This is a genomic window from Streptomyces sp. CBMA291, assembly GCF_014596525.1.
Taxonomy (GTDB): Bacteria; Actinomycetota; Actinomycetes; order Streptomycetales; family Streptomycetaceae; genus Streptomyces.
Window position 1 is genome coordinate 1 of sequence record NZ_MSJP01000067.1, and the last position, 20,396, is coordinate 20,396.

Annotated in this window: 16 protein-coding genes, 3 tRNA genes and 2 pseudogenes; 17 read left to right on the plus strand and 4 right to left on the minus strand. The window is 68.1% G+C overall.

Translation table 11 applies throughout. The annotated features are described in order from the left end of the window. Positions 1–746 (minus strand): annotated as a pseudogene (locus tag BU197_RS16810) (hydrolase); the annotation flags it as partial. A 251-nt stretch (positions 747–997) separates the two neighbouring features. Here BU197_RS16810 and BU197_RS16815 point away from each other — a divergent pair. The 6 genes from BU197_RS16815 to BU197_RS16840 all read left to right on the plus strand — a co-directional run bounded on the left by BU197_RS16815 (position 998) and on the right by BU197_RS16840 (position 3,576). Next, positions 998–1,070, plus strand: a tRNA-Thr gene (locus tag BU197_RS16815). A 44-nt stretch (positions 1,071–1,114) separates the two neighbouring features. Then, positions 1,115–1,187, plus strand: a tRNA-Met gene (locus BU197_RS16820). A gap of 85 nt (positions 1,188–1,272) precedes the next feature. After that, the gene (gene rpmG, locus BU197_RS16825) at positions 1,273–1,437 is read left to right on the plus strand and encodes a 50S ribosomal protein L33 (RefSeq protein ID WP_003956487.1); all 165 of its coding nucleotides are present in this window, start codon (positions 1,273–1,275) and stop codon (positions 1,435–1,437) included. A gap of 95 nt (positions 1,438–1,532) precedes the next feature. Continuing rightward, positions 1,533–1,985 (plus strand): MaoC family dehydratase N-terminal domain-containing protein, encoded by a 453-nt coding sequence (locus tag BU197_RS16830; RefSeq protein WP_188269118.1) that lies wholly within the window; start codon positions 1,533–1,535, stop codon positions 1,983–1,985. Between the two features lie 2 nt (positions 1,986–1,987). Then, a complete protein-coding gene (locus tag BU197_RS16835; protein ID WP_188269119.1) occupies positions 1,988–2,416 on the plus strand; it encodes a MaoC family dehydratase in 429 nt (142 codons plus the stop codon). A gap of 47 nt (positions 2,417–2,463) precedes the next feature. Then, positions 2,464–3,576 (plus strand): UDP-N-acetylmuramate dehydrogenase, encoded by a 1,113-nt coding sequence (locus BU197_RS16840; RefSeq protein WP_188269198.1) that lies wholly within the window; start codon positions 2,464–2,466, stop codon positions 3,574–3,576. Between the two features lie 142 nt (positions 3,577–3,718). On the opposite strand, the pseudogene BU197_RS16845 reads toward BU197_RS16840, so the two are convergent. Continuing rightward, positions 3,719–4,340: pseudogene (locus BU197_RS16845) on the minus strand (NAD(P)-dependent oxidoreductase). Here BU197_RS16845 and BU197_RS16850 point away from each other — a divergent pair. Continuing rightward, positions 4,263–4,454 (plus strand): hypothetical protein, encoded by a 192-nt coding sequence (locus BU197_RS16850; protein ID WP_188269209.1) that lies wholly within the window; start codon positions 4,263–4,265, stop codon positions 4,452–4,454. The pseudogene BU197_RS16845 and the gene BU197_RS16850 overlap by 78 nt on opposite strands. Positions 4,455–4,500: 46 nt before the next feature. On the opposite strand, the gene BU197_RS16855 is transcribed toward BU197_RS16850, so the two are convergent. Both BU197_RS16855 and BU197_RS16860 read right to left on the minus strand, forming a co-directional pair. Next, positions 4,501–5,520 carry an adenosine deaminase gene (locus BU197_RS16855; protein ID WP_188269120.1) on the minus strand — a complete coding sequence of 340 codons (1,020 nt, stop codon included), beginning with the start codon at positions 5,518–5,520 and terminating at the stop codon, positions 4,501–4,503. 140 nt (positions 5,521–5,660) lie between these two features. Next, the gene (locus BU197_RS16860; RefSeq protein WP_188269121.1) at positions 5,661–6,887 is read right to left on the minus strand and encodes a pyridoxal phosphate-dependent aminotransferase; all 1,227 of its coding nucleotides are present in this window, start codon (positions 6,885–6,887) and stop codon (positions 5,661–5,663) included. A gap of 206 nt (positions 6,888–7,093) precedes the next feature. Between BU197_RS16860 and BU197_RS16865 the strand changes: the two genes are divergently transcribed. From BU197_RS16865 to BU197_RS16910, 10 genes are all read left to right on the plus strand, one after another. Beyond that, a tRNA-Trp gene (locus BU197_RS16865) sits at positions 7,094–7,166 on the plus strand. A 103-nt stretch (positions 7,167–7,269) separates the two neighbouring features. After that, on the plus strand, positions 7,270–7,557 hold the full coding sequence (gene secE, locus BU197_RS16870) for a preprotein translocase subunit SecE (RefSeq protein ID WP_188269122.1): 288 nt from the start codon (positions 7,270–7,272) through the stop codon (positions 7,555–7,557). Between the two features lie 43 nt (positions 7,558–7,600). Continuing rightward, complete coding sequence (gene nusG / locus BU197_RS16875; RefSeq protein WP_188269123.1) at positions 7,601–8,536, plus strand: transcription termination/antitermination protein NusG; 936 nt, start codon at positions 7,601–7,603, stop codon at positions 8,534–8,536. Between the two features lie 159 nt (positions 8,537–8,695). Further along, positions 8,696–9,130 carry a 50S ribosomal protein L11 gene (gene rplK / locus BU197_RS16880; RefSeq protein WP_188269124.1) on the plus strand — a complete coding sequence of 145 codons (435 nt, stop codon included), beginning with the start codon at positions 8,696–8,698 and terminating at the stop codon, positions 9,128–9,130. An 85-nt stretch (positions 9,131–9,215) separates the two neighbouring features. Then, a complete protein-coding gene (rplA, locus tag BU197_RS16885) occupies positions 9,216–9,944 on the plus strand; it encodes a 50S ribosomal protein L1 (protein ID WP_188269125.1) in 729 nt (242 codons plus the stop codon). A 115-nt stretch (positions 9,945–10,059) separates the two neighbouring features. Then, positions 10,060–10,983 (plus strand): hypothetical protein, encoded by a 924-nt coding sequence (locus tag BU197_RS16890; protein ID WP_188269126.1) that lies wholly within the window; start codon positions 10,060–10,062, stop codon positions 10,981–10,983. Positions 10,984–11,226: 243 nt separating this feature from the next. Next, positions 11,227–11,757, plus strand: a complete 531-nt coding sequence (gene rplJ, locus BU197_RS16895) for a 50S ribosomal protein L10 (protein WP_030687887.1) — start codon at positions 11,227–11,229, stop codon at positions 11,755–11,757. Positions 11,758–11,868: 111 nt separating this feature from the next. After that, positions 11,869–12,255, plus strand: coding sequence for a 50S ribosomal protein L7/L12 (gene rplL, locus BU197_RS16900; protein WP_188269127.1), 387 nt, complete (start codon positions 11,869–11,871; stop codon positions 12,253–12,255). Between the two features lie 546 nt (positions 12,256–12,801). Beyond that, positions 12,802–16,284, plus strand: coding sequence for a DNA-directed RNA polymerase subunit beta (gene rpoB, locus BU197_RS16905; RefSeq protein ID WP_188269128.1), 3,483 nt, complete (start codon positions 12,802–12,804; stop codon positions 16,282–16,284). A 100-nt stretch (positions 16,285–16,384) separates the two neighbouring features. After that, the gene (locus BU197_RS16910; protein WP_188269129.1) at positions 16,385–20,284 is read left to right on the plus strand and encodes a DNA-directed RNA polymerase subunit beta'; all 3,900 of its coding nucleotides are present in this window, start codon (positions 16,385–16,387) and stop codon (positions 20,282–20,284) included. Positions 20,285–20,396 lie beyond the last annotated feature (112 nt).

The following is a 20,396-nucleotide window of genomic DNA, read 5'->3' on the forward strand; positions in this document are numbered from 1 at the left end:
TCCACCGGCAGCCGCCCCAGCCCCGCGCACGGCCCGATCGCCACCCCCGCCCGCAGCCCGCCCGCCATCGACGCGAGCAGCGCGAGCCGCGCCGGATCCCCGCCGTCCGTGTGCAGATCGACCGGGAGCCCGTGCTCGGCCGCCAGCCCGAGCACCGCCTCCACATAGCCCGAAGGGTCCGGATCGAGATCGGGACAGCCGCCGATCACCCCCGCGCCCATCCGCACCGCGTCCCGCAGCATCGCCAGACCGTCCGCGCCCGCCACCCCCGTGAGCAGCCGGGGCACCGCCACCGCCGTCAGGTCCACCAGACCGCGCAGCGAGCGCCGGGCCTGGAGCACCGCCTCCAGCGGCCCGAGGCCCTGCGCGTCCCCGGTCCGCACATGCGCCCGCAGCGCGGTCGCGCCGTGGCCCAACTGGAGCAGCGCCGCCTCGGTGGCCCGCCGCTGCACCTCCTCGGAGGCGTACGAGAGGGGGCCCGGCGCATCGGCGGTGAGCGCGGTGTCGGCGTGGGCGTGCGGCTCGGCGGCGGCGGGCAGCAGCAGATGCCCCCCGAGGTCGACCCGCGCCCCGACGGTGGTGAGGCTGCCGGCCGTGCCGACCGCCTCGATGCGTCCGCCGAGCAGCCGTACGTCGACGGTCCGCCCGTCGGCGAGCCGGGCGTGGCAGAGCAGGAGCGAGGTGGCGTCGGTGGTGGCGGACCCGTCCTCGGGTGGCGGCTGGGGCTGCTTGCTGTCGGCGGACATCGGCTTCTCGGGCTCCCCTCACGCTCAAGATCACGCAGCGTGGGCCGAGCCTAGGGGCGCTCCCGGCACGCTTCCGGGAGGAGCGCAATAGTCGTACCGATGAGGCCACGAGTGGCGTACGAGGCGCCGGGTCAGGCCGCAGGTGAGGTGCCTGGTGAGAGCCCGGAGCGGGCCCGGGACGGGGCGTCCGAGGGGGGCGGGGAAACGGATTTGGGTGATGGGCCGGAGACCGTGTAATGTCTTCCTCGCTCGCCCCAATAGCTCAGTCGGTAGAGCGTCTCCATGGTAAGGAGAAGGTCTACGGTTCGATTCCGTATTGGGGCTCTGGTGAGAAGGGTCCCGTCTTCGGACGGGGTCCAGATCATCAAAGCGGTGTAGCTCAGTCGGTAGAGCAAGCGGCTCATAATCGCTGTGTCACCGGTTCAAGTCCGGTCACCGCTACACACGGTAGCCGATTGTGGGGTCGGTCCTTCGATCGGCTACTCTTTTATGCGTTCATCCGTCCATCCGTCCAAGGAGCACTCACGTGGCTGCCACCGACGTCCGCCCGAAGATCACGCTGGCCTGCGTGGAGTGCAAGGAGCGGAACTACATCACCAAGAAGAACCGGCGTAACAACCCGGACCGTCTTGAGATGAAGAAGCACTGCCCCCGCTGCAACTCGCACACGGCTCACCGCGAGACGCGCTAATCAGGCTCGTATACGAGGCCGCCCCCACTCGGGGGCGGCCTCGTGTCGTTTGTCGGCAGAAAATCTCGGCAACAAATCCAGGAGGTATCGAGTCCATGGCGCTCGACCAGTCCTTCGTGGGCCGGACCTATCCGCCCACCGCGCCCTACGAGGTCGGCCGCGAGAAGATCCGCGAGTTCGCCGAGGCGATCGGCGACGCGAATCCCGCGTACACCGACACCGACGCGGCCAAGGCGCTCGGACACTCCGAGGTGATCGCCCCGCCGACCTTCGTGTTCGCCATCACGTTCAAGGCGGCGGGCGCGGTCATCGAGGACCCGCAGCTCGGCCTGGACTACAGCCGCGTCGTGCACGGCGACCAGAAGTTCGCCTACACCCGGCCCGTACGCGCCGGAGACCGGCTCTCGGTCACCTCCACCATCGAGGCGATCAAGTCCCTCGCGGGCAACGACATCCTGGACATCCGAGGCGAGGTCCACGACGCCTCCGGCGAGCACGTGGTCACCGCCTGGACCAAGCTCGTCTCCCGCGCACCCGAGGGGGCCTGACCATGACCGCGAAGATCTCCTACGACGAGGTCGAGGTCGGCACCGAACTGCCCGCCGCGGCCTTCCCCGTGACGCGCGCCACGCTCGTCCGCTACGCCGGAGCCTCCGGCGACTTCAACCCCATCCACTGGAACGAGAAGTTCGCCAAGGAAGTCGGCCTGCCCGACGTCATCGCCCACGGCATGTTCACCATGGCCGAGGCGATCCGCGTCGTGACCGACTGGACCGGCGACCCCGCCGCCGTCGTCGAGTACGGCGTCCGCTTCACCAAGCCGGTCGTCGTCCCCAACGACGACGAGGGCGCCGTGATCGAGGTCTCGGCGAAGGTCGCGGCCAAGCTCGACGACCGCCGGGTGCGCGTCGACCTCACCGCCACCTCCGCCGGCCAGAAGGTCCTGGGCATGTCCCGGGCCGTGGTGGAGCTGGGCTGAGCCCACCCGTATGTCGCCCCGGTGCCCGGCGGCGCCGGGGCTTCGGCATTTCCACCGCGGCAGTCGAAACCCGCAGTCGGAACAGCCGTAACCTTGAGCCCGTGCAGCTCCTCAACGACGCCCCCCTCGCCCCCCTGACCACCTTCAGGCTCGGCGGGCCCGCCGCCCGGCTGGTCACCGCCACCACCGACGACGAGGTGGTCGCGGCGGTCCGCGAGGCCGACGACGCGGGGATCCCGCTGCTTGTCGTCGGGGGCGGGTCCAACCTCGTCATCGGGGACAAGGGCTTCGACGGCACCGCGCTGCGCATCGCCACCACCGGTTTCTCCCTCGACGGGACCCGGCTGGAGCTGGCCGCGGGCGAGGTCTGGACGGACGCGGTCGCCCGCACCGTGGAGGCGGGGCTCGCCGGGGTCGAGTGCCTGGCCGGCATCCCCGGCTCGGCGGGCGCCACCCCGATCCAGAACGTCGGCGCCTACGGGCAGGACGTCTCCGCCACCGTGACCGAGGTCGTCGCGTACGACCGGCGCGCGGGGGAGACCGTCACGCTGACCAACGCCGAGTGCGCCTTCTCGTACCGGCACAGCCTCTTCAAGGAGCACCCCGAGCGGTACGTGGTGCTGCGCGTCCGGTTCGAGCTGGAGGACGCGGACGGCCTGTCCGCGCCGATCCGGTACGCCGAGACCGCCCGCGTCCTCGGCGTGGCGGCGGGGGACCGGGTGCCGCTCGCGAAGGCCAGGGAGACCGTCCTGCGGCTGCGCGCGGGCAAGGGCATGGTCCTGGACCCGGCGGACCACGACACCTGGTCGGCCGGCTCCTTCTTCACCAACCCGATCCTCACGGCGGGGGAGTACGAGGCGTTCCTCGCGCGCGTGGCCGGGCGGCTCGGCGCCGACGTCACCCCGCCCGCCTTCCCCGCGGGCGAGGACGGCGCGGTGAAGACCTCCGCCGCCTGGCTCATCGACAAGGCGGGCTTCACCAAGGGGTACGGGACCGGGCCCGCCCGGATCTCCACCAAGCACACCCTCGCGCTCACCAACCGGGGCGAGGCGACCACCGAGGACCTCCTCGCCCTCGCCCGCGAGGTCGTCGCCGGGGTCAGGGACGCCTTCGGCATCACCCTCGTCAACGAGCCGGTGACGGTCGGGGTCCAGCTCTAGGACCCTCCCGCACGGCCGTGCTCCGACCGACCGCACGGGACCCCTCCCGGACCCTCACGGGACCTCCTGCCTGGACCCTCACAGGACCCCGTCCACGGAGCCGGACAGGACACCGCCCCGACGGCGTCCCCGTCCGGTCTCACTACGCCACCCCCACCCCCTGCCCGACCGTGGCCGGGTCCTCGACCATCGCCGGCATCGCGTGGGCCACGTCCGCGCGGGCCAGGGAACGGCCCCGGGGCGGGTTTCCACCGACGACGGTGCGGTACCGGCCGGTGACCGGCCTGTCGGTCAGCCTGGGCGGGCGGACGGACGTCCAGTCCGTGTCGCTCGCGGCGAGTTCCGCCTCCATGACCCGCAGATCGGCGTAGACGTCCTTCAGGAAGGCGCCGACGCCCTTGAGGACGGCCTTGTCCAGGAGCCCCTGACCGGCGGGGACCGGACCGACGGGGGCCGCGCTGACCACCAGGAGCCGCCGGACCTCCTCCGCCTCCATGGCCGCGAGCACCGCACGGGTGAGCCGGGCCGCCACCCCCGCCTCCGCGCGGGTCCTGGCGCCCGGACCGGAGAGCACCGCGTCACGCCCCGCGCAGGACCTCGGGACCGGACAGATCGCTCCGCAGCACCGTGAGGCGCGGATGCGTCAGCGCGAGCCGCACCGGATTCCTGACGACCGCAGTCACCTCGTGGCCCCCGGCCAGTGCCTGACGGACGATCTCCCGGCCGACACCGCCGCCGCCCTGCTCCTCGGAGCCTGCGTCCAACGCTCCTTCGCCTGGGAGACCAGCCCGGACCGGCGTCCGCCGGAGGCCCTCGACGACTTCGCGCGGAACCTCGCCCGCACCCTGCTCCAGGGGATCGGTCCCACCACCGACTGAGCCCACGCGCGCGTACGGCCGCCCGGGAGGGGAGCGGGGGAGGGGATCAGGCGATCCAGTCGTCGATTCCCGCGAGCAGCTTCGCCCGGATGTCCGCGGGGGCCGCCGAGCCCCGGACCGACTGCCGGGCCAGTTCCGCCAACTCCTCGTCGGTGAAGTCGTGGTGACGGCGCGCGATCTCGTACTGCCCCGCGAGCCGCGAGCCGAAGAGCAGCGGGTCGTCCGCGCCGAGCGCCATCGGCACCCCCGCCTCGAAGAGCGTGCGCAGGGGGACGTCCTCGTGCTTCTCGTACACCCCGAGGGCCACATTGGACGCCGGGCAGACCTCGCAGGTCACCCCCCGCTCCGCGAGCTTCCGAAGGAGCCGGGGGTCCTCCGCCGACCGCACCCCGTGCCCCACCCGGGCCGCCCGCAGGTCGTCCAGGCAGTCCCGTACGGACGAGGGGCCCGTCAGCTCCCCGCCGTGCGGCGCCGCGAGCAGCCCGCCGTCCCGCGCGATGGCGAAGGCGCGGTCGAAGTCCCGCGCCATGCCCCGCCGCTCGTCGTTGGAGAGCCCGAAGCCGACCACGCCCCGGTCCGCGAACCGCACCGCGAGCCGCGCGAGCGTACGCGCCTCAAGGGGGTGCTTCATCCGGTTCGCCGCCACCACCACCCGCATCCCCAGCCCCGTCTCGCGGGAGGCCGCGTCGACCGCGTCCAGGATGATCTCCAGCGCCGGGATGAGCCCCCCGAGATGCGGGGCGTACGAGGTGGGGTCGACCTGGATCTCCAGCCACCCGGAGCCGTCCCTGACGTCCTCCTGCGCCGCCTCGCGCACCAGCCGCTGGATGTCCTCGGGGGCGCGCAGACAGGAGCGGGCGATGTCGTACAGGCGCTGGAAGCGGAACCAGCCCCGCTCGTCCGTGGCCCGCAGGCTCGGGGGAGTACCGCTCCTGAGCGCCTCGGGGAGGCTCACCCCGTACTTGTCGGCCAGTTCGAGCAGGGTCGAGGGCCGCATCGAACCGGTGAAGTGCAGGTGCAGATGGGCCTTGGGCAGGGTGCTGAGATCGCGGTAGACATGCTCCATCGGCCGATCCTGCCGCACCCGAATGGACGAGAACACCCCGTTTCCCCGATCGGGACCTTGCTAGAACGCAAAAACGGGCCCCGGTTCCGGAGAACCGGGGCCCGTTCGGCCGAGCCCGCCTCGGGCGGACCCGTACGGACTCAGGCGGTCGCCTCGGCGAGCAGCTTCTGGATCCGGGACACGCCCTCGACCAGGTCCTCGTCGCCCAGCGCGTACGACAGACGCAGGTAGCCGGGGGTGCCGAAGGCCTCGCCCGGGACGACCGCGACCTCGACCTCGTCCAGGATCAGGGCCGCGAGCTCGACGGAGGTCTGCGGGCGCTTGCCCCGGATCTCCTTGCCGAGCAGCGCCTTCACCGACGGGTACGCGTAGAACGCGCCCTCGGGGGTGGGGCAGTACACGCCCTCGATCTCGTTCAGCATCCGCACGATCGTCTGGCGGCGCCGGTCGAAGGCGGCGCGCATCTCGGCGACCGCGTCCAGGTTCCCGGAGACGGCGGCGAGCGCGGCGACCTGCGCGACGTTGCTCACGTTGGACGTGGCGTGCGACTGGAGGTTCGTCGCCGCCTTCACGATGTCCTTCGGGCCCACGAGCCACCCGACGCGCCAGCCCGTCATCGCGTACGTCTTCGCCACACCGTTGACCACGATGCACTTCTCGCGCAGCTCGGGCACGAGCGCCGGGAGCGAGGTGAACTTCGCGTCGCCGTAGACCAGGTGCTCGTAGATCTCGTCGGTGAGGACCCACAGACCGTGCTCGACGGCCCAGCGGCCGATCGCCTCGGCGTCCGCCTCGCTGTAGACCGCGCCGGTCGGGTTCGACGGCGAGACGAAGAGGACGACCTTGGTCCGCTCGGTGCGGGCCGCCTCCAGCTGCTCCACCGAGACCCGGTAGCCGGTGGTCTCGTCGGCCACGACATCCACCGGGACGCCGCCCGCCAGACGGATCGACTCGGGGTACGTCGTCCAGTACGGCGCCGGGACGATGACCTCGTCGCCCGGGTCGAGGATCGCGGCGAAGGCCTCGTAGATCGCCTGCTTGCCGCCGTTGGTCACCAGGACCTGGGCGGGGTCGATCTCGTAGCCGGAGTCGCGGAGCGTCTTGGCGGCGATGGCCTTCTTCAGCTCGGGCAGACCGCCGGCCGGCGTGTAGCGGTGGTACTTCGGGTTCCTGCAGGCCTCGACGGCCGCTTCGACGATGTAGTCCGGGGTCGGGAAGTCGGGCTCACCCGCACCGAAACCGATGACCGGACGCCCGGCGGCCTTGAGGGCCTTGGCCTTGGCGTCGACGGCGAGGGTGGCGGACTCGGAGATCGCACCGACGCGGGCGGAGACCCGGCGCTCGGTGGGAGGAGTAGCAGCGCTCATACGGCCATGGTCCCAGACCGGTCCAAGCCCCGGCACACAGGTTTCACGGACCGGACAGGAGCGGTCATTCCAGGTCGTACGCTCGTCCGACGGCAGGTCGCTCGTGGTTTCTGTTCGACGGGAGGGCCCCTGAGCACGTATGCTCACTGCTCGTTGGCCCACAACGACCACATCACACGATGCGGTAGGTTGAGGATCACCGACAAAGGGTCGTAGCTCAATTGGTAGAGCACCGGTCTCCAAAACCGGCGGTTGGGGGTTCAAGTCCCTCCGGCCCTGCTACACACACCGCCAGGTGTTGTGCGCATGTACGTACTTCATTGCACCGCCGTGCGGCTCAACCCGGGCGCGGCACGGCCGACCCGGAATCAGGTGAGTGATCTTGACGGACGCCGTAGGCTCCATCGACATGCCTGATGCCGACGACGAGACCGCCGAGTCGAAGAAGAAGTCCCGCAAGGGCGGCAAGCGCGGAAAGAAGGGCCCCCTGGGCCGTCTCGCGCTCTTCTACCGACAGATCATCGCGGAGCTCCGCAAGGTCGTCTGGCCCACGCGCAGCCAGCTGTCGACGTACACGACCGTGGTGATCGTCTTCGTCGTCATCATGATTGCCCTCGTCACCGTGATTGACTATGGGTTCCAGGAAGCAGTCAAGTACGTCTTCGGCTGACTTCTTGTTCCACCCCATCTGTATCGCAGGAAGAAGCAGCCACGTGTCTGACGCGAACCTGAACGACGCCTTCGAGTCCGAGTCCGTCGAGGACGAGCTGGACATCGTCGAGGCCGCCGACGAGGACCAGGCCGAAGCTGCTGACGACCTCGCCGGCGAGGCCGCCGAGGACGCCGCCCTCCACGTCGAGGACGAGGACGCCGAGGGCGACGACGAGTCCGAGGACGCCGACGACGAGTCCGGCGACGACGAGGCCGAAGAGCCCGCCGACGACGAGACCGTCGAGGACGCTGCGGACGAGGAGAGCGACGAGTCCGTCGAGTCCGACGAGGACACGGAGGAGGCCGAGCCGGCCGCCCCGGTCGACCCCGTCGCCGCGCTCCGCGAGGAGCTGCGCACCCTTCCGGGCGAGTGGTACGTCATCCACACCTACGCGGGCTACGAGAAGCGCGTGAAGGCGAACCTGGAGCAGCGCGCCGTCTCGCTCAACGTCGAGGACTTCATCTACCAGGCCGAGGTCCCCGAGGAAGAGATCGTCCAGATCAAGGGCGGCGAGCGGAAGAACGTCAAGCAGAACAAGCTCCCCGGCTACGTCCTCGTCCGCATGGACCTGACGAACGAGTCGTGGGGCGTCGTCCGCAACACCCCCGGTGTCACCGGCTTCGTCGGCAACGCCTACGACCCGTACCCGCTGACCCTGGACGAGATCGTCAAGATGCTCGCCCCGGAGGCCGAGGAGAAGGCCGCCCGCGAGGCCGCCGAGGCCGAGGGCAAGCCGGCTCCGGCCCGCAAGCTGGAGGTCCAGGTCCTGGACTTCGAGGTCGGCGACTCGGTCACCGTCACCGACGGCCCCTTCGCCACCCTCCAGGCGACGATCAACGAGATCAACCCCGACTCGAAGAAGGTCAAGGGCCTCGTCGAGATCTTCGGTCGCGAGACCCCGGTCGAGCTGAGCTTCGACCAGATCCAGAAGAACTGAATCCCTTAGGTTTCCGACCAGGTCAGGGTGGCTTCCACAGCCGCTCTGACCTGCTCGGTTTTTCGCCGCGCGTCTATACCCGTTATCGTTGTGCGGTATGCCTCCATCCGGATGACCGGATGGCGGGCTGAACACTCTCACTAGGACCCGGAGAGAGCAATGCCTCCCAAGAAGAAGAAGGTCACGGGGCTTATCAAGCTCCAGATCAACGCCGGTGCGGCCAACCCGGCTCCGCCGGTCGGCCCCGCGCTGGGTCAGCACGGCGTCAACATCATGGAGTTCTGCAAGGCCTACAACGCCGCGACCGAGTCGCAGCGTGGCATGGTCGTGCCGGTGGAGATCACGGTCTACGAGGACCGCTCCTTCACCTTCGTGACGAAGACCCCCCCGGCCGCCAAGCTGATCCTCAAGGCCGCTGGTGTGGACAAGGGCTCCGGCGAGCCGCACAAGACCAAGGTTGCCAAGCTCACGGCCGCCCAGGTCCGCGAGATCGCCACGGTCAAGCTCCCCGACCTGAACGCCAACGACCTGGACGCCGCGTCCAAGATCATCGCTGGCACCGCCCGTTCCATGGGCATCACGGTCGAGGGCTGATCAGCTCAGCTCCCCGTTTGACCTCAGTGGTAGGGCCGGCGCTGGCCCACACCACGACTCCACACCTGAACCAACAGGAGAAGAAGTGAAGCGCAGCAAGGCTCTCCGCTCCGCGGACGCCAAGATCGACCGCGAGCGGAACTACGCGCCTCTTGAGGCCGTCCGTCTCGCCAAGGACACCGCCACCACGAAGTTCGACGGCACCGTCGAGGTCGCCTTCCGCCTGGGTGTCGACCCGCGCAAGGCCGACCAGATGGTCCGTGGCACCGTGAACCTTCCGCACGGCACCGGCAAGACCGCCCGGGTCCTGGTCTTCGCGACCGGTGACCGTGCCGAGGCCGCGATCGCCGCGGGCGCCGACATCGTCGGCTCCGACGAGCTCATCGACGAGATCTCCAAGGGCAACCGCCTGAACGAGTTCGACGCCGTGGTGGCCACCCCGGACCTCATGGGCAAGGTCGGCCGCCTCGGCCGCGTCCTCGGCCCGCGTGGTCTCATGCCGAACCCCAAGGTCGGCACCGTCACCCCCGATGTCGCGAAGGCTGTCAACGACATCAAGGGCGGCAAGATCGAGTTCCGCGTCGACAAGCACTCGAACCTGCACTTCATCATCGGCAAGGTCTCCTTCGACGAGACGAAGCTGGTCGAGAACTACGCCGCGGCCCTGGACGAGATCCTCCGTCTGAAGCCGTCCGCCGCCAAGGGCCGTTACATCAAGAAGGCGACCCTGACGACGACGATGGGCCCCGGCATCCCGCTGGACTCCAACCGCACCCGCAACCTCCTCGTCGAGGAGGACCCGGCCGCGGTCTGAACCCCCCGGGTTCACTGAGTGGTCACCGGCCCCGTACCTCCCCCGGAGGTACGGGGCCGGTCCCTTTGTTACGGTTAAAACATTCGTAAAGACCTGGATCAGGGGTGGGGAACTTATGAAGAACGCCATGTGGAAGCGGGCGGGCGTCGCCCTCTCGGCCACCGCCGTCATCGTGGGCGTCGCGGGCTGTCAGGACGACGGCGGCGACAAGAAGGCCGCGGACAAGCCCGCCAAGGCGCAGGCGCAGGGCCCTGAGGACACCTCCAAGGTGATCCAGACCGCGTACAAGAAGACCTCGGCCGCCAAGTCGGCGAAGGTCCGCATGACCATGGAGATGCCCGCCGCCGCCGGCGGTGGCGGCACCCTGGAGATGACCGGCGTCCAGGGCTGGGACCCCGCGGTGATGGACATCACCTACAAGGGCGCGATGCTCGACGGCGGGGACGGCACGGGCCCCAAGGAAATGCGCATGATCATGCGCGACAACGTCATGTACATGGACATGGGTGCCGCGCAGGCCGCCGAGATGGACGGCAAGCGCTGGATGAAGATGGACCTGAAGGCCCTGACCGACGCCGCCGGTGGCGGCGACAAGGGCCTGGGGAAGTCGATGACCGGCGGCCTGGAGAACATGAACCAGGACCCGGCCCAGCAGCTCGCCCTCCTCCTTCAGTCGCCCGACCTCAAGCACGTCGGCGCGGAGAAGGTCGACGGCGTCGAGACCCAGCACTACAAGGGCACGCTGACCCTGGACCAGATGCTCGCCGCCAACAAGTCCTTCGAGGCGTTCTCCGAGGAGGAGCGCACCAAGATGGTCGAGGGCGTCAAGAAGGCCGGGGTCACCGCGTACGACACCCAGGTCTGGGTCGGCGAGGACGGCTACCCGGTCCGGATGGACGTCGGCGTGAAGACCAAGGAGGGCAGCATGAAGATGGCGGCCCACTACTCCGACTACGGCACCAAGAGCGACGTCCAGGCCCCGCCGGCCAAGGACACCGTCGACTTCATGGAGATGCTCCAGGAGATGGGACAGGGCTGATTTGCCCCTGGCCCAGGCCATCACGTACGCTTCCACAGAAGCCAAAGACCGCTGGTCGTTGCTGTGCCCTATCGGGTGCGGTGGCCGAAGGATCCGCTGACTGCGGACGACCCGCGCAGGTGACTGTGGAAAGTTCCCGAATTCATTCGGTCGAGCTACGCCCCGTGCGCCTGCGCCGGGGCGTTTTGTTTGTTCAGCCCCCTTCTGAGCGGTCCTCATCACCCGGAAGGAGGCCGACGCACTATGCCGACGCCCAACAAGGCTGCATCGGTGGCCGAGCTCAAGGACGCGTTCCAGAGCTCCAACGCCGCCGTGCTGACCGAGTACCGGGGTCTCACCGTCGCGCAGCTCAAGACGCTGCGTCGCTCTCTCGGTGAGAACGCCCAGTACGCCGTGGTGAAGAACACGCTGACCAAGATTGCGGCCAACGAGGCCGGGATCACCGCACTGGACGAGCACTTCGCTGGTCCGACCGCGGTCGCCTTCGTCACCGGTGACCCGGTGGAGTCGGCGAAGGCCCTGCGTGACTTCGCCAAGGAGAACCCGAACCTCATCATCAAGGCCGGTGTCCTTGACGGTAAGGCTCTCTCCGCCGACGACATCAAGAAGCTTGCGGACCTTGAGTCCCGCGAGGTTCTGCTCAGCAAGCTGGCCGGCGCGTTCAAGGGCAAGCAGTCTCAGGCTGCCTCGCTCTTCCAGGCGCTGCCGTCGAAGTTCGTCCGCACCGCGGAAGCGCTTCGCGTCAAGCTCGCCGAGCAGGGCGGTGCCGAGTAATTCGGCTCGCGCATTGATCCGCGCCGCCTAGTGCGCGGGTCGTAGCGGGCCGTTACGCCCGCCTCTATAGACACATCGGCACCTGCCGAATTAGTGGAAGGATCGCCCATCATGGCGAAGCTCTCTCAGGACGACCTCCTCGCCCAGTTCGAGGAGATGACCCTCATCGAGCTCTCCGAGTTCGTGAAGGCGTTCGAGACCAAGTTCGACGTCACCGCCGCCGCGGCCGTCGCCGTTGCCGCCCCGGGTCAGGGTGGTGGCGACGCCGCCGCCGCCGCCGAGGAGCAGGACGAGTTCGACGTCATCCTCGAGGGTGCCGGCGACAAGAAGATCCAGGTCATCAAGGTCGTGCGTGAGCTCACCTCCCTCGGCCTGAAGGAGGCCAAGGACCTCGTCGACGGCACCCCGAAGCCGGTCCTCGAGAAGGTCGCGAAGGACGTCGCCGAGAAGGCCGCCGAGTCCCTCAAGGCCGCCGGCGCCTCCGTCACGGTCAAGTAAGACCGTTTCGGCTCGCTGAGCTGACTCCTGCCGCCGTGTAACGCGGAGGCATCAAAAGGCGATCACCCTTATGGGTGGTCGCCTTTTGGCGTCCCCTGACGTGCGTGGCGGGGGTCCGGAGGGGCGCCGGGAGCGGAGTATGGTGATCTTCGCCGTGCGCCCCGCAGACCGGGGGGCCTTGACGAACCGCACGCAGCGCGCAATTCTCAGGACGCGTCGTCACAACGATCCGATTCCGAGGCATGGATCGACGACTGATGGGGCAGTATCGAGGTGCGCCACACGGCGCGAGGTACCACGGAGTTGAGAGCAACGAGGGTCGCGAAGAAGTCGCCCTGGACATCAGTGAGCCAAGTGGCTACACTGACCCTTTGCGCTGCCTGTTAGCTGCCTCCTGCCCGTCACCAGGGGCATACCTTCGCATCAGCTTCGTCGGCCGACCCGTTCTGACCTGGCCTTTTGGCCGTCTCAGACCTTGTCTGCCGTGGAGCACTGCTGGGGACCGGTACGCGCGTAGTGAGTCCGAGCCCTCGGAAGGACCCCCTCTTGGCCGCCTCGCGCAACGCCTCGACCAATACGAACAACGGCGCAAGCACCGCCCCGCTGCGCATCTCCTTTGCAAAGATCAAGGAGCCCCTCGAGGTTCCGAACCTCCTCGCGCTGCAGACCGAGAGCTTTGACTGGCTGCTCGGCAACGCCGCCTGGAAGGCTCGCGTCGAGGCCGCCCTTGAGTCGGGACAGGACGTCCCCACCAAGTCCGGTCTGGAAGAGATCTTCGAGGAGATCTCCCCGATCGAGGACTTCTCCGGGTCGATGTCGCTGACGTTCCGCGACCACCGCTTCGAGCCCCCGAAGAACTCCATCGACGAGTGCAAGGACCGTGACTTCACGTACGGCGCCCCGCTCTTCGTCACCGCCGAGTTCACGAACAACGAGACCGGCGAGATCAAGTCCCAGACGGTCTTCATGGGCGACTTCCCGCTCATGACGAACAAGGGCACCTTCGTCATCAACGGCACCGAGCGTGTCGTCGTGTCGCAGCTGGTCCGCTCGCCTGGTGTCTACTTCGACTCCTCCATCGACAAGACGTCCGACAAGGACATCTTCTCGGCCAAGATCATCCCCTCCCGGGGTGCCTGGCTGGAGATGGAGATCGACAAGCGCGACCTGGTCGGTGTCCGCATCGACCGCAAGCGCAAGCAGTCCGTCACCGTCCTCCTCAAGGCTCTCGGCTGGACCACCGAGCAGATCCTCCAGGAGTTCGGCGAGTACGAGTCCATGCGCGCCACCCTGGAGAAGGACCACACCCAGGGCCAGGACGACGCGCTGCTCGACATCTACCGCAAGCTGCGTCCGGGCGAGCCGCCGACCCGTGAGGCCGCTCAGACGCTGCTCGAGAACCTCTACTTCAACCCGAAGCGCTACGACCTCGCGAAGGTCGGCCGCTACAAGGTGAACAAGAAGCTCGGCGCGGACGAGCCGCTGAACGCCGGCGTCCTCACCACCGACGACGTCATCGCCACGATCAAGTACCTGGTCAAGCTCCACGCGGGCGAGACCGAGACGATCGGCGAGAACGGCAACGAGATCGTCGTCGAGACCGACGACATCGACCACTTCGGCAACCGCCGCCTGCGCAACGTCGGCGAGCTGATCCAGAACCAGGTCCGTACGGGTCTCGCCCGTATGGAGCGTGTCGTGCGCGAGCGCATGACCACTCAGGACGTCGAGGCGATCACGCCCCAGACCCTGATCAACATCCGGCCGGTCGTCGCCTCCATCAAGGAGTTCTTCGGCACCAGCCAGCTGTCCCAGTTCATGGACCAGAACAACCCGCTGTCGGGTCTGACGCACAAGCGTCGTCTCTCGGCGCTGGGCCCCGGCGGTCTCTCCCGTGAGCGGGCCGGCTTCGAGGTCCGAGACGTGCACCCGTCCCACTACGGACGCATGTGCCCGATCGAGACCCCCGAAGGCCCGAACATCGGTCTGATCGGTTCGCTCGCCTCGTACGGCCGCGTCAACGCGTTCGGCTTCATCGAGACGCCGTACCGCAAGGTCGTCGACGGCCAGGTCACCGACGAGGTCGACTACGTCACCGCCGACGAGGAAGACCGGTTCGTCATCGCGCAGGCCAACGCCGCGCTCGACGACGACCTGCGCTTCACCGAGAACCGCGTCCTGGTCCGCAAGCGTGGCGGCGAGGTCGACTACGTCGAGCCGTCGGACGTGGACTACATGGACGTCTCGCCGCGCCAGATGGTGTCGGTCGCGACCGCCATGATCCCGTTCCTTGAGCACGACGACGCCAACCGTGCCCTCATGGGCGCGAACATGATGCGTCAGGCCGTTCCGCTGATCAAGTCCGAGGCCCCGCTCGTCGGCACCGGCATGGAGTACCGCTGCGCCACCGACGCCGGCGACGTGCTCAAGGCCGAGAAGAGCGGTGTCGTCCAGGAGCTGTCGGCCGACTACATCACGGTCGCCAACGACGACGGCACGTACATCACGTACCGCCTGCACAAGTTCTCCCGCTCCAACCAGGGCACCTCTGTGAACCAGAAGGTCGTCGTGGACGAGGGCGACCGCGTCATCGAGGGCCAGGTCCTCGCCGACGGTCCCGCCACCGAAGACGGCGAGATGGCGCTCGGCAAGAACCTGCTCGTGGCGTTCATGCCGTGGGAGGGCCACAACTACGAGGACGCGATCATCCTGTCGCAGCGCCTCGTGCAGGACGACGTCCTCTCCTCGATCCACATCGAGGAGCACGAGGTCGACGCCCGTGACACCAAGCTCGGCCCGGAGGAGATCACCCGGGACATCCCGAACGTCTCCGAGGAGGTCCTCGCCGACCTCGACGAGCGCGGCATCATCCGCATCGGTGCCGAGGTCGTCGCCGGCGACATCCTGGTCGGCAAGGTCACGCCCAAGGGCGAGACCGAGCTGACCCCGGAGGAGCGTCTGCTCCGCGCGATCTTCGGCGAGAAGGCGCGCGAGGTCCGCGACACCTCCCTGAAGGTGCCCCACGGCGAGATCGGCAAGATCATCGGCGTGCGCGTCTTCGACCGTGAGGAGGGCGACGAGCTTCCCCCGGGCGTGAACCAGCTGGTCCGCGTCTACGTCGCCCAGAAGCGCAAGATCACCGATGGTGACAAGCTCGCCGGCCGTCACGGCAACAAGGGTGTCATCTCCAAGATCCTCCCGATCGAGGACATGCCCTTCCTGGAAGACGGCACCCCGGTCGACATCATCCTCAACCCGCTGGGTGTCCCGTCCCGAATGAACCCGGGACAGGTCCTGGAGATCCACCTCGGCTGGCTCGCCAGCCGCGGCTGGGACGTCTCCGGTCTCGCGGACGAGTGGGCGCAGCGCCTCCAGGTCATCGGTGCCGACCAGGTCGCCCCCGGTACCAACGTCGCCACCCCGGTCTTCGACGGTGCGCGTGAGGACGAGCTCGCGGGTCTGCTCCAGCACACCATCCCGAACCGCGACGGCGAGCGCATGGTGCTCCCGACCGGCAAGGCGAGGCTGTTCGACGGCCGCTCCGGCGAGCCGTTCCCGGACCCGATCTCGGTCGGGTACATGTACATCCTCAAGCTCCACCACCTGGTCGACGACAAGCTGCACGCGCGTTCGACCGGCCCGTACTCGATGATCACCCAGCAGCCGCTGGGTGGTAAGGCCCAGTTCGGTGGCCAGCGCTTCGGTGAGATGGAGGTGTGGGCGCTGGAGGCATACGGCGCCGCGTACGCCCTCCAGGAGCTGCTGACGATCAAGTCCGACGACGTGACCGGCCGCGTGAAGGTCTACGAGGCCATCGTCAAGGGCGAGAACATCCCTGAGCCCGGCATCCCCGAGTCCTTCAAGGTGCTCATCAAGGAGATGCAGTCCCTGTGCCTCAACGTGGAGGTGCTGTCCTCGGACGGCATGTCCATCGAGATGCGCGACACCGACGAGGACGTCTTCCGCGCAGCGGAGGAGCTCGGCATCGACCTGTCCCGGCGCGAGCCGAGCAGCGTCGAAGAGGTCTGACGGGAGTCCGGTGGGGGGACCAGCAACGGTCCCCCCACCGGCCCCAGGACCCCCGTATCAGACCCCACAGCCTTACAACCCTGAGAGGGATTGACGCATAGTGCTCGACGTCAACTTCTTCGACGAGCTCCGGATCGGTCTGGCCACCGCTGACGACATCCGTCAGTGGAGCCACGGCGAGGTCAAGAAGCCGGAGACCATCAACTACCGCACGCTCAAGCCCGAGAAGGACGGACTCTTCTGCGAGAAGATCTTCGGTCCGACCCGGGACTGGGAGTGCTACTGCGGCAAGTACAAGCGTGTCCGCTTCAAGGGCATCATCTGTGAGCGGTGTGGCGTCGAGGTCACCCGCGCCAAGGTGCGCCGTGAGCGGATGGGCCACATCGAGCTGGCCGCTCCCGTCACCCACATCTGGTACTTCAAGGGCGTTCCTTCGCGCCTTGGCTACCTGCTGGACCTCGCCCCGAAGGACCTTGAGAAGGTCATCTACTTCGCGGCGTACATGATCACGTACGTCGACGACGAGCGTCGTACGCGTGACCTGCCCTCGCTGGAGGCGCACGTCTCCGTCGAGCGCCAGCACATCGAGAACCGTCGCGACTCCGACCTCGAGGCCCGTGCCAAGAAGCTGGAGAACGACCTCGGCGAGCTGGAGGCCGAGGGCGCCAAGGCCGATGTGCGCCGCAAGGTGCGCGAGGGTGCCGAGCGCGAGATGAAGCAGCTGCGCGACCGCGCGCAGCGCGAGATCGACCGTCTGGACGAGGTCTGGTCGCGCTTCAAGAACCTCAAGGTCCAGGACCTGGAGGGCGACGAGCTCCTCTACCGCGAGCTGCGTGACCGCTTCGGCACGTACTTCGACGGCTCGATGGGTGCCGCGGCGCTTCAGAAGCGCCTGGAGTCCTTCGACCTGGAGGAGGAGGCCGAGCGCCTCCGCGAGATCATCCGTACCGGCAAGGGCCAGAAGAAGACCCGTGCGCTCAAGCGCCTCAAGGTCGTCTCCGCGTTCCTTCAGACGGCGAACAGCCCCAAGGGCATGGTTCTCGACTGCGTGCCGGTCATCCCGCCGGACCTGCGTCCGATGGTGCAGCTGGACGGTGGCCGCTTCGCGACCTCCGACCTGAACGACCTGTACCGCCGCGTGATCAACCGCAACAACCGTCTGAAGCGTCTGCTCGACCTCGGTGCCCCCGAGATCATCGTGAACAACGAGAAGCGGATGCTCCAGGAGGCGGTCGACGCCCTCTTCGACAACGGCCGTCGCGGTCGCCCGGTCACGGGCCCCGGCAACCGTCCGCTGAAGTCCCTCAGCGACATGCTGAAGGGCAAGCAGGGTCGATTCCGTCAGAACCTGCTCGGCAAGCGTGTCGACTACTCGGCGCGTTCCGTCATCGTCGTCGGCCCGCAGCTCAAGCTGCACCAGTGCGGTCTGCCGAAGGCCATGGCGCTTGAGCTCTTCAAGCCGTTCGTGATGAAGCGCCTGGTCGACCTGAACCACGCGCAGAACATCAAGAGCGCCAAGCGGATGGTCGAGCGCGGCCGCACGGTCGTGTACGACGTCCTCGAAGAGGTCATCGCCGAGCACCCGGTTCTGCTGAACCGTGCGCCCACGCTGCACCGCCTCGGCATCCAGGCCTTCGAGCCGCAGCTGGTCGAGGGCAAGGCCATCCAGATCCACCCGCTCGTCTGCACCGCGTTCAACGCGGACTTCGACGGTGACCAGATGGCCGTCCACCTGCCGCTCTCCGCGGAGGCGCAGGCCGAGGCCCGCATCCTGATGCTGTCCTCGAACAACATCCTCAAGCCCGCCGACGGGCGTCCGGTGACGATGCCGACCCAGGACATGGTCCTCGGTCTGTTCTTCCTCACCACCGACGGCGAGCTGCGTGACACCAAGGGCGAGGGCCGCGCGTTCGGCTCCACGGCCGAGGCGATCATGGCGTTCGACGCCGGCGAGCTGGCGCTCCAGTCGCAGATCGACATCCGCTTCCCGGTGGGCACCGTCGCTCCGCGTGGCTGGGTTCCCCCGGTCGCCGAGGAGGGTGAGCCCGAGTGGCAGCAGGGTGACTCGTTCCGCCTGCGCACCTCGCTGGGCCGCGCGCTCTTCAACGAGCTGCTGCCCGAGGACTACCCGTTCGTCGACTACTCCGTCGGCAAGAAGCAGCTCTCCGAGATCGTCAACGACCTCGCCGAGCGCTACCCCAAGGTCATCGTGGCGGCGACGCTCGACAACCTGAAGGCGGCGGGCTTCTACTGGGCGACCCGTTCCGGTGTCACCGTGGCCATCTCCGACGTCGTCGTGCCCGAGGCCAAGAAGGCCATCGTCAAGGGCTACGAGGAGCAGGACGAGAAGGTCCAGAAGCAGTACGAGCGCGGTCTGATCACCAAGGAAGAGCGCACGCAGGAGCTCATCGCGATCTGGACCAAGGCGACCAACGAGGTCGCCGAGGCGATGAACGCGAACTTCCCGAAGACGAACCCCATCTTCATGATGGTCGACTCGGGTGCCCGAGGAAACATGATGCAGATGCGTCAGATCGCGGGTATGCGTGGTCTGGTGTCGAACGCGAAGAACGAGACGATCCCGCGTCCCATCAAGGCGTCCTTCCGTGAGGGCCTCACCGTTCTGGAGTACTTCATCTCCACGCACGGTGCCCGTAAGGGTCTGGCGGACACCGCCCTGCGTACCGCCGACTCGGGTTACCTGACCCGTCGTCTGGTGGACGTCTCGCAGGACGTGATCATCCGCGAGGAGGACTGTGGCACCGAGCGCGGTCTGAAGCTGCGGATCGCCGAGCGCGGCGCCGACGGTGTCCTGCGCAAGACCGAGGACGTCGAGACCTCCGTGTACGCGCGGATGCTCGCCGAGGACGTCGTCGTGGACGGCAAGGTCATCGCGCCGGCCAACGTCGACCTGGGCGACGTGCTCATCGACGCCCTGGTCAACGCGGGCGTCGAGGAGGTCAAGACCCGTTCGGTCCTGACCTGTGAGTCCGCCGTCGGCACCTGTGCCTTCTGCTACGGCCGTTCGCTCGCCACCGGCAAGCTGGTCGACATCGGTGAGGCGGTCGGCATCATCGCCGCCCAGTCCATCGGTGAGCCCGGTACCCAGCTGACGATGCGTACCTTCCACACCGGTGGTGTGGCCGGTGACGACATCACCCAGGGTCTGCCGCGTGTCGTCGAGCTCTTCGAGGCGCGTCAGCCCAAGGGTGTCGCCCCGATCTCGGAGGCGGCCGGCCGCGTCCGTATCGAGGAGACCGAGAAGACCAAGAAGATCGTCGTCACCCCGGACGACGGCACCGACGAGACGGCGTACCCGATCTCGAAGCGTGCCCGTCTGCTCGTGGGCGAGGGCGACCACGTCGAGGTGGGCCAGAAGCTCACCGTGGGTGCCACCAACCCGCACGACGTGCTGCGCATCCTCGGTCAGCGTGCGGTCCAGGTCCACCTGGTCGCCGAGGTCCAGAAGGTCTACAACTCGCAGGGCGTGTCGATCCACGACAAGCACATCGAGATCATCATCCGGCAGATGCTCCGCCGTGTGACGATCATCGAGTCCGGCGACGCGGAGCTGCTGCCGGGCGAGCTGGTCGAGCGTTCGAAGTTCGAGACCGAGAACCGTCGGGTGGTCACCGAGGGCGGTCACCCCGCCTCCGGCCGTCCGCAGCTGATGGGTATCACCAAGGCCTCGCTGGCGACGGAATCCTGGCTGTCGGCCGCCTCCTTCCAGGAGACGACCCGAGTCCTGACGGATGCGGCGATCAACGCCAAGTCCGACAGCCTCATCGGCCTCAAGGAGAACGTCATCATCGGTAAGCTCATCCCGGCCGGTACGGGTCTGTCCCGCTACCGCAACATCCGGGTCGAGCCGACCGAAGAGGCCAAGGCCGCGATGTACTCGGCCGTCGGCTACGACGACATCGACTACTCGCCGTTCGGCTCGGGCTCCGGCCAGGCCGTGCCGCTGGAAGACTACGACTACGGTCCGTACAACCAGTAAGCAGTGAGTAACCGAAGGGCGGTCACCCCGTGTGGGGTGGCCGCCCTTCGGCGTACCACCCGGCGGTAGGTTGACGCCCACCCCGCCGACGCGCCGGGGCCACCCGACCGAG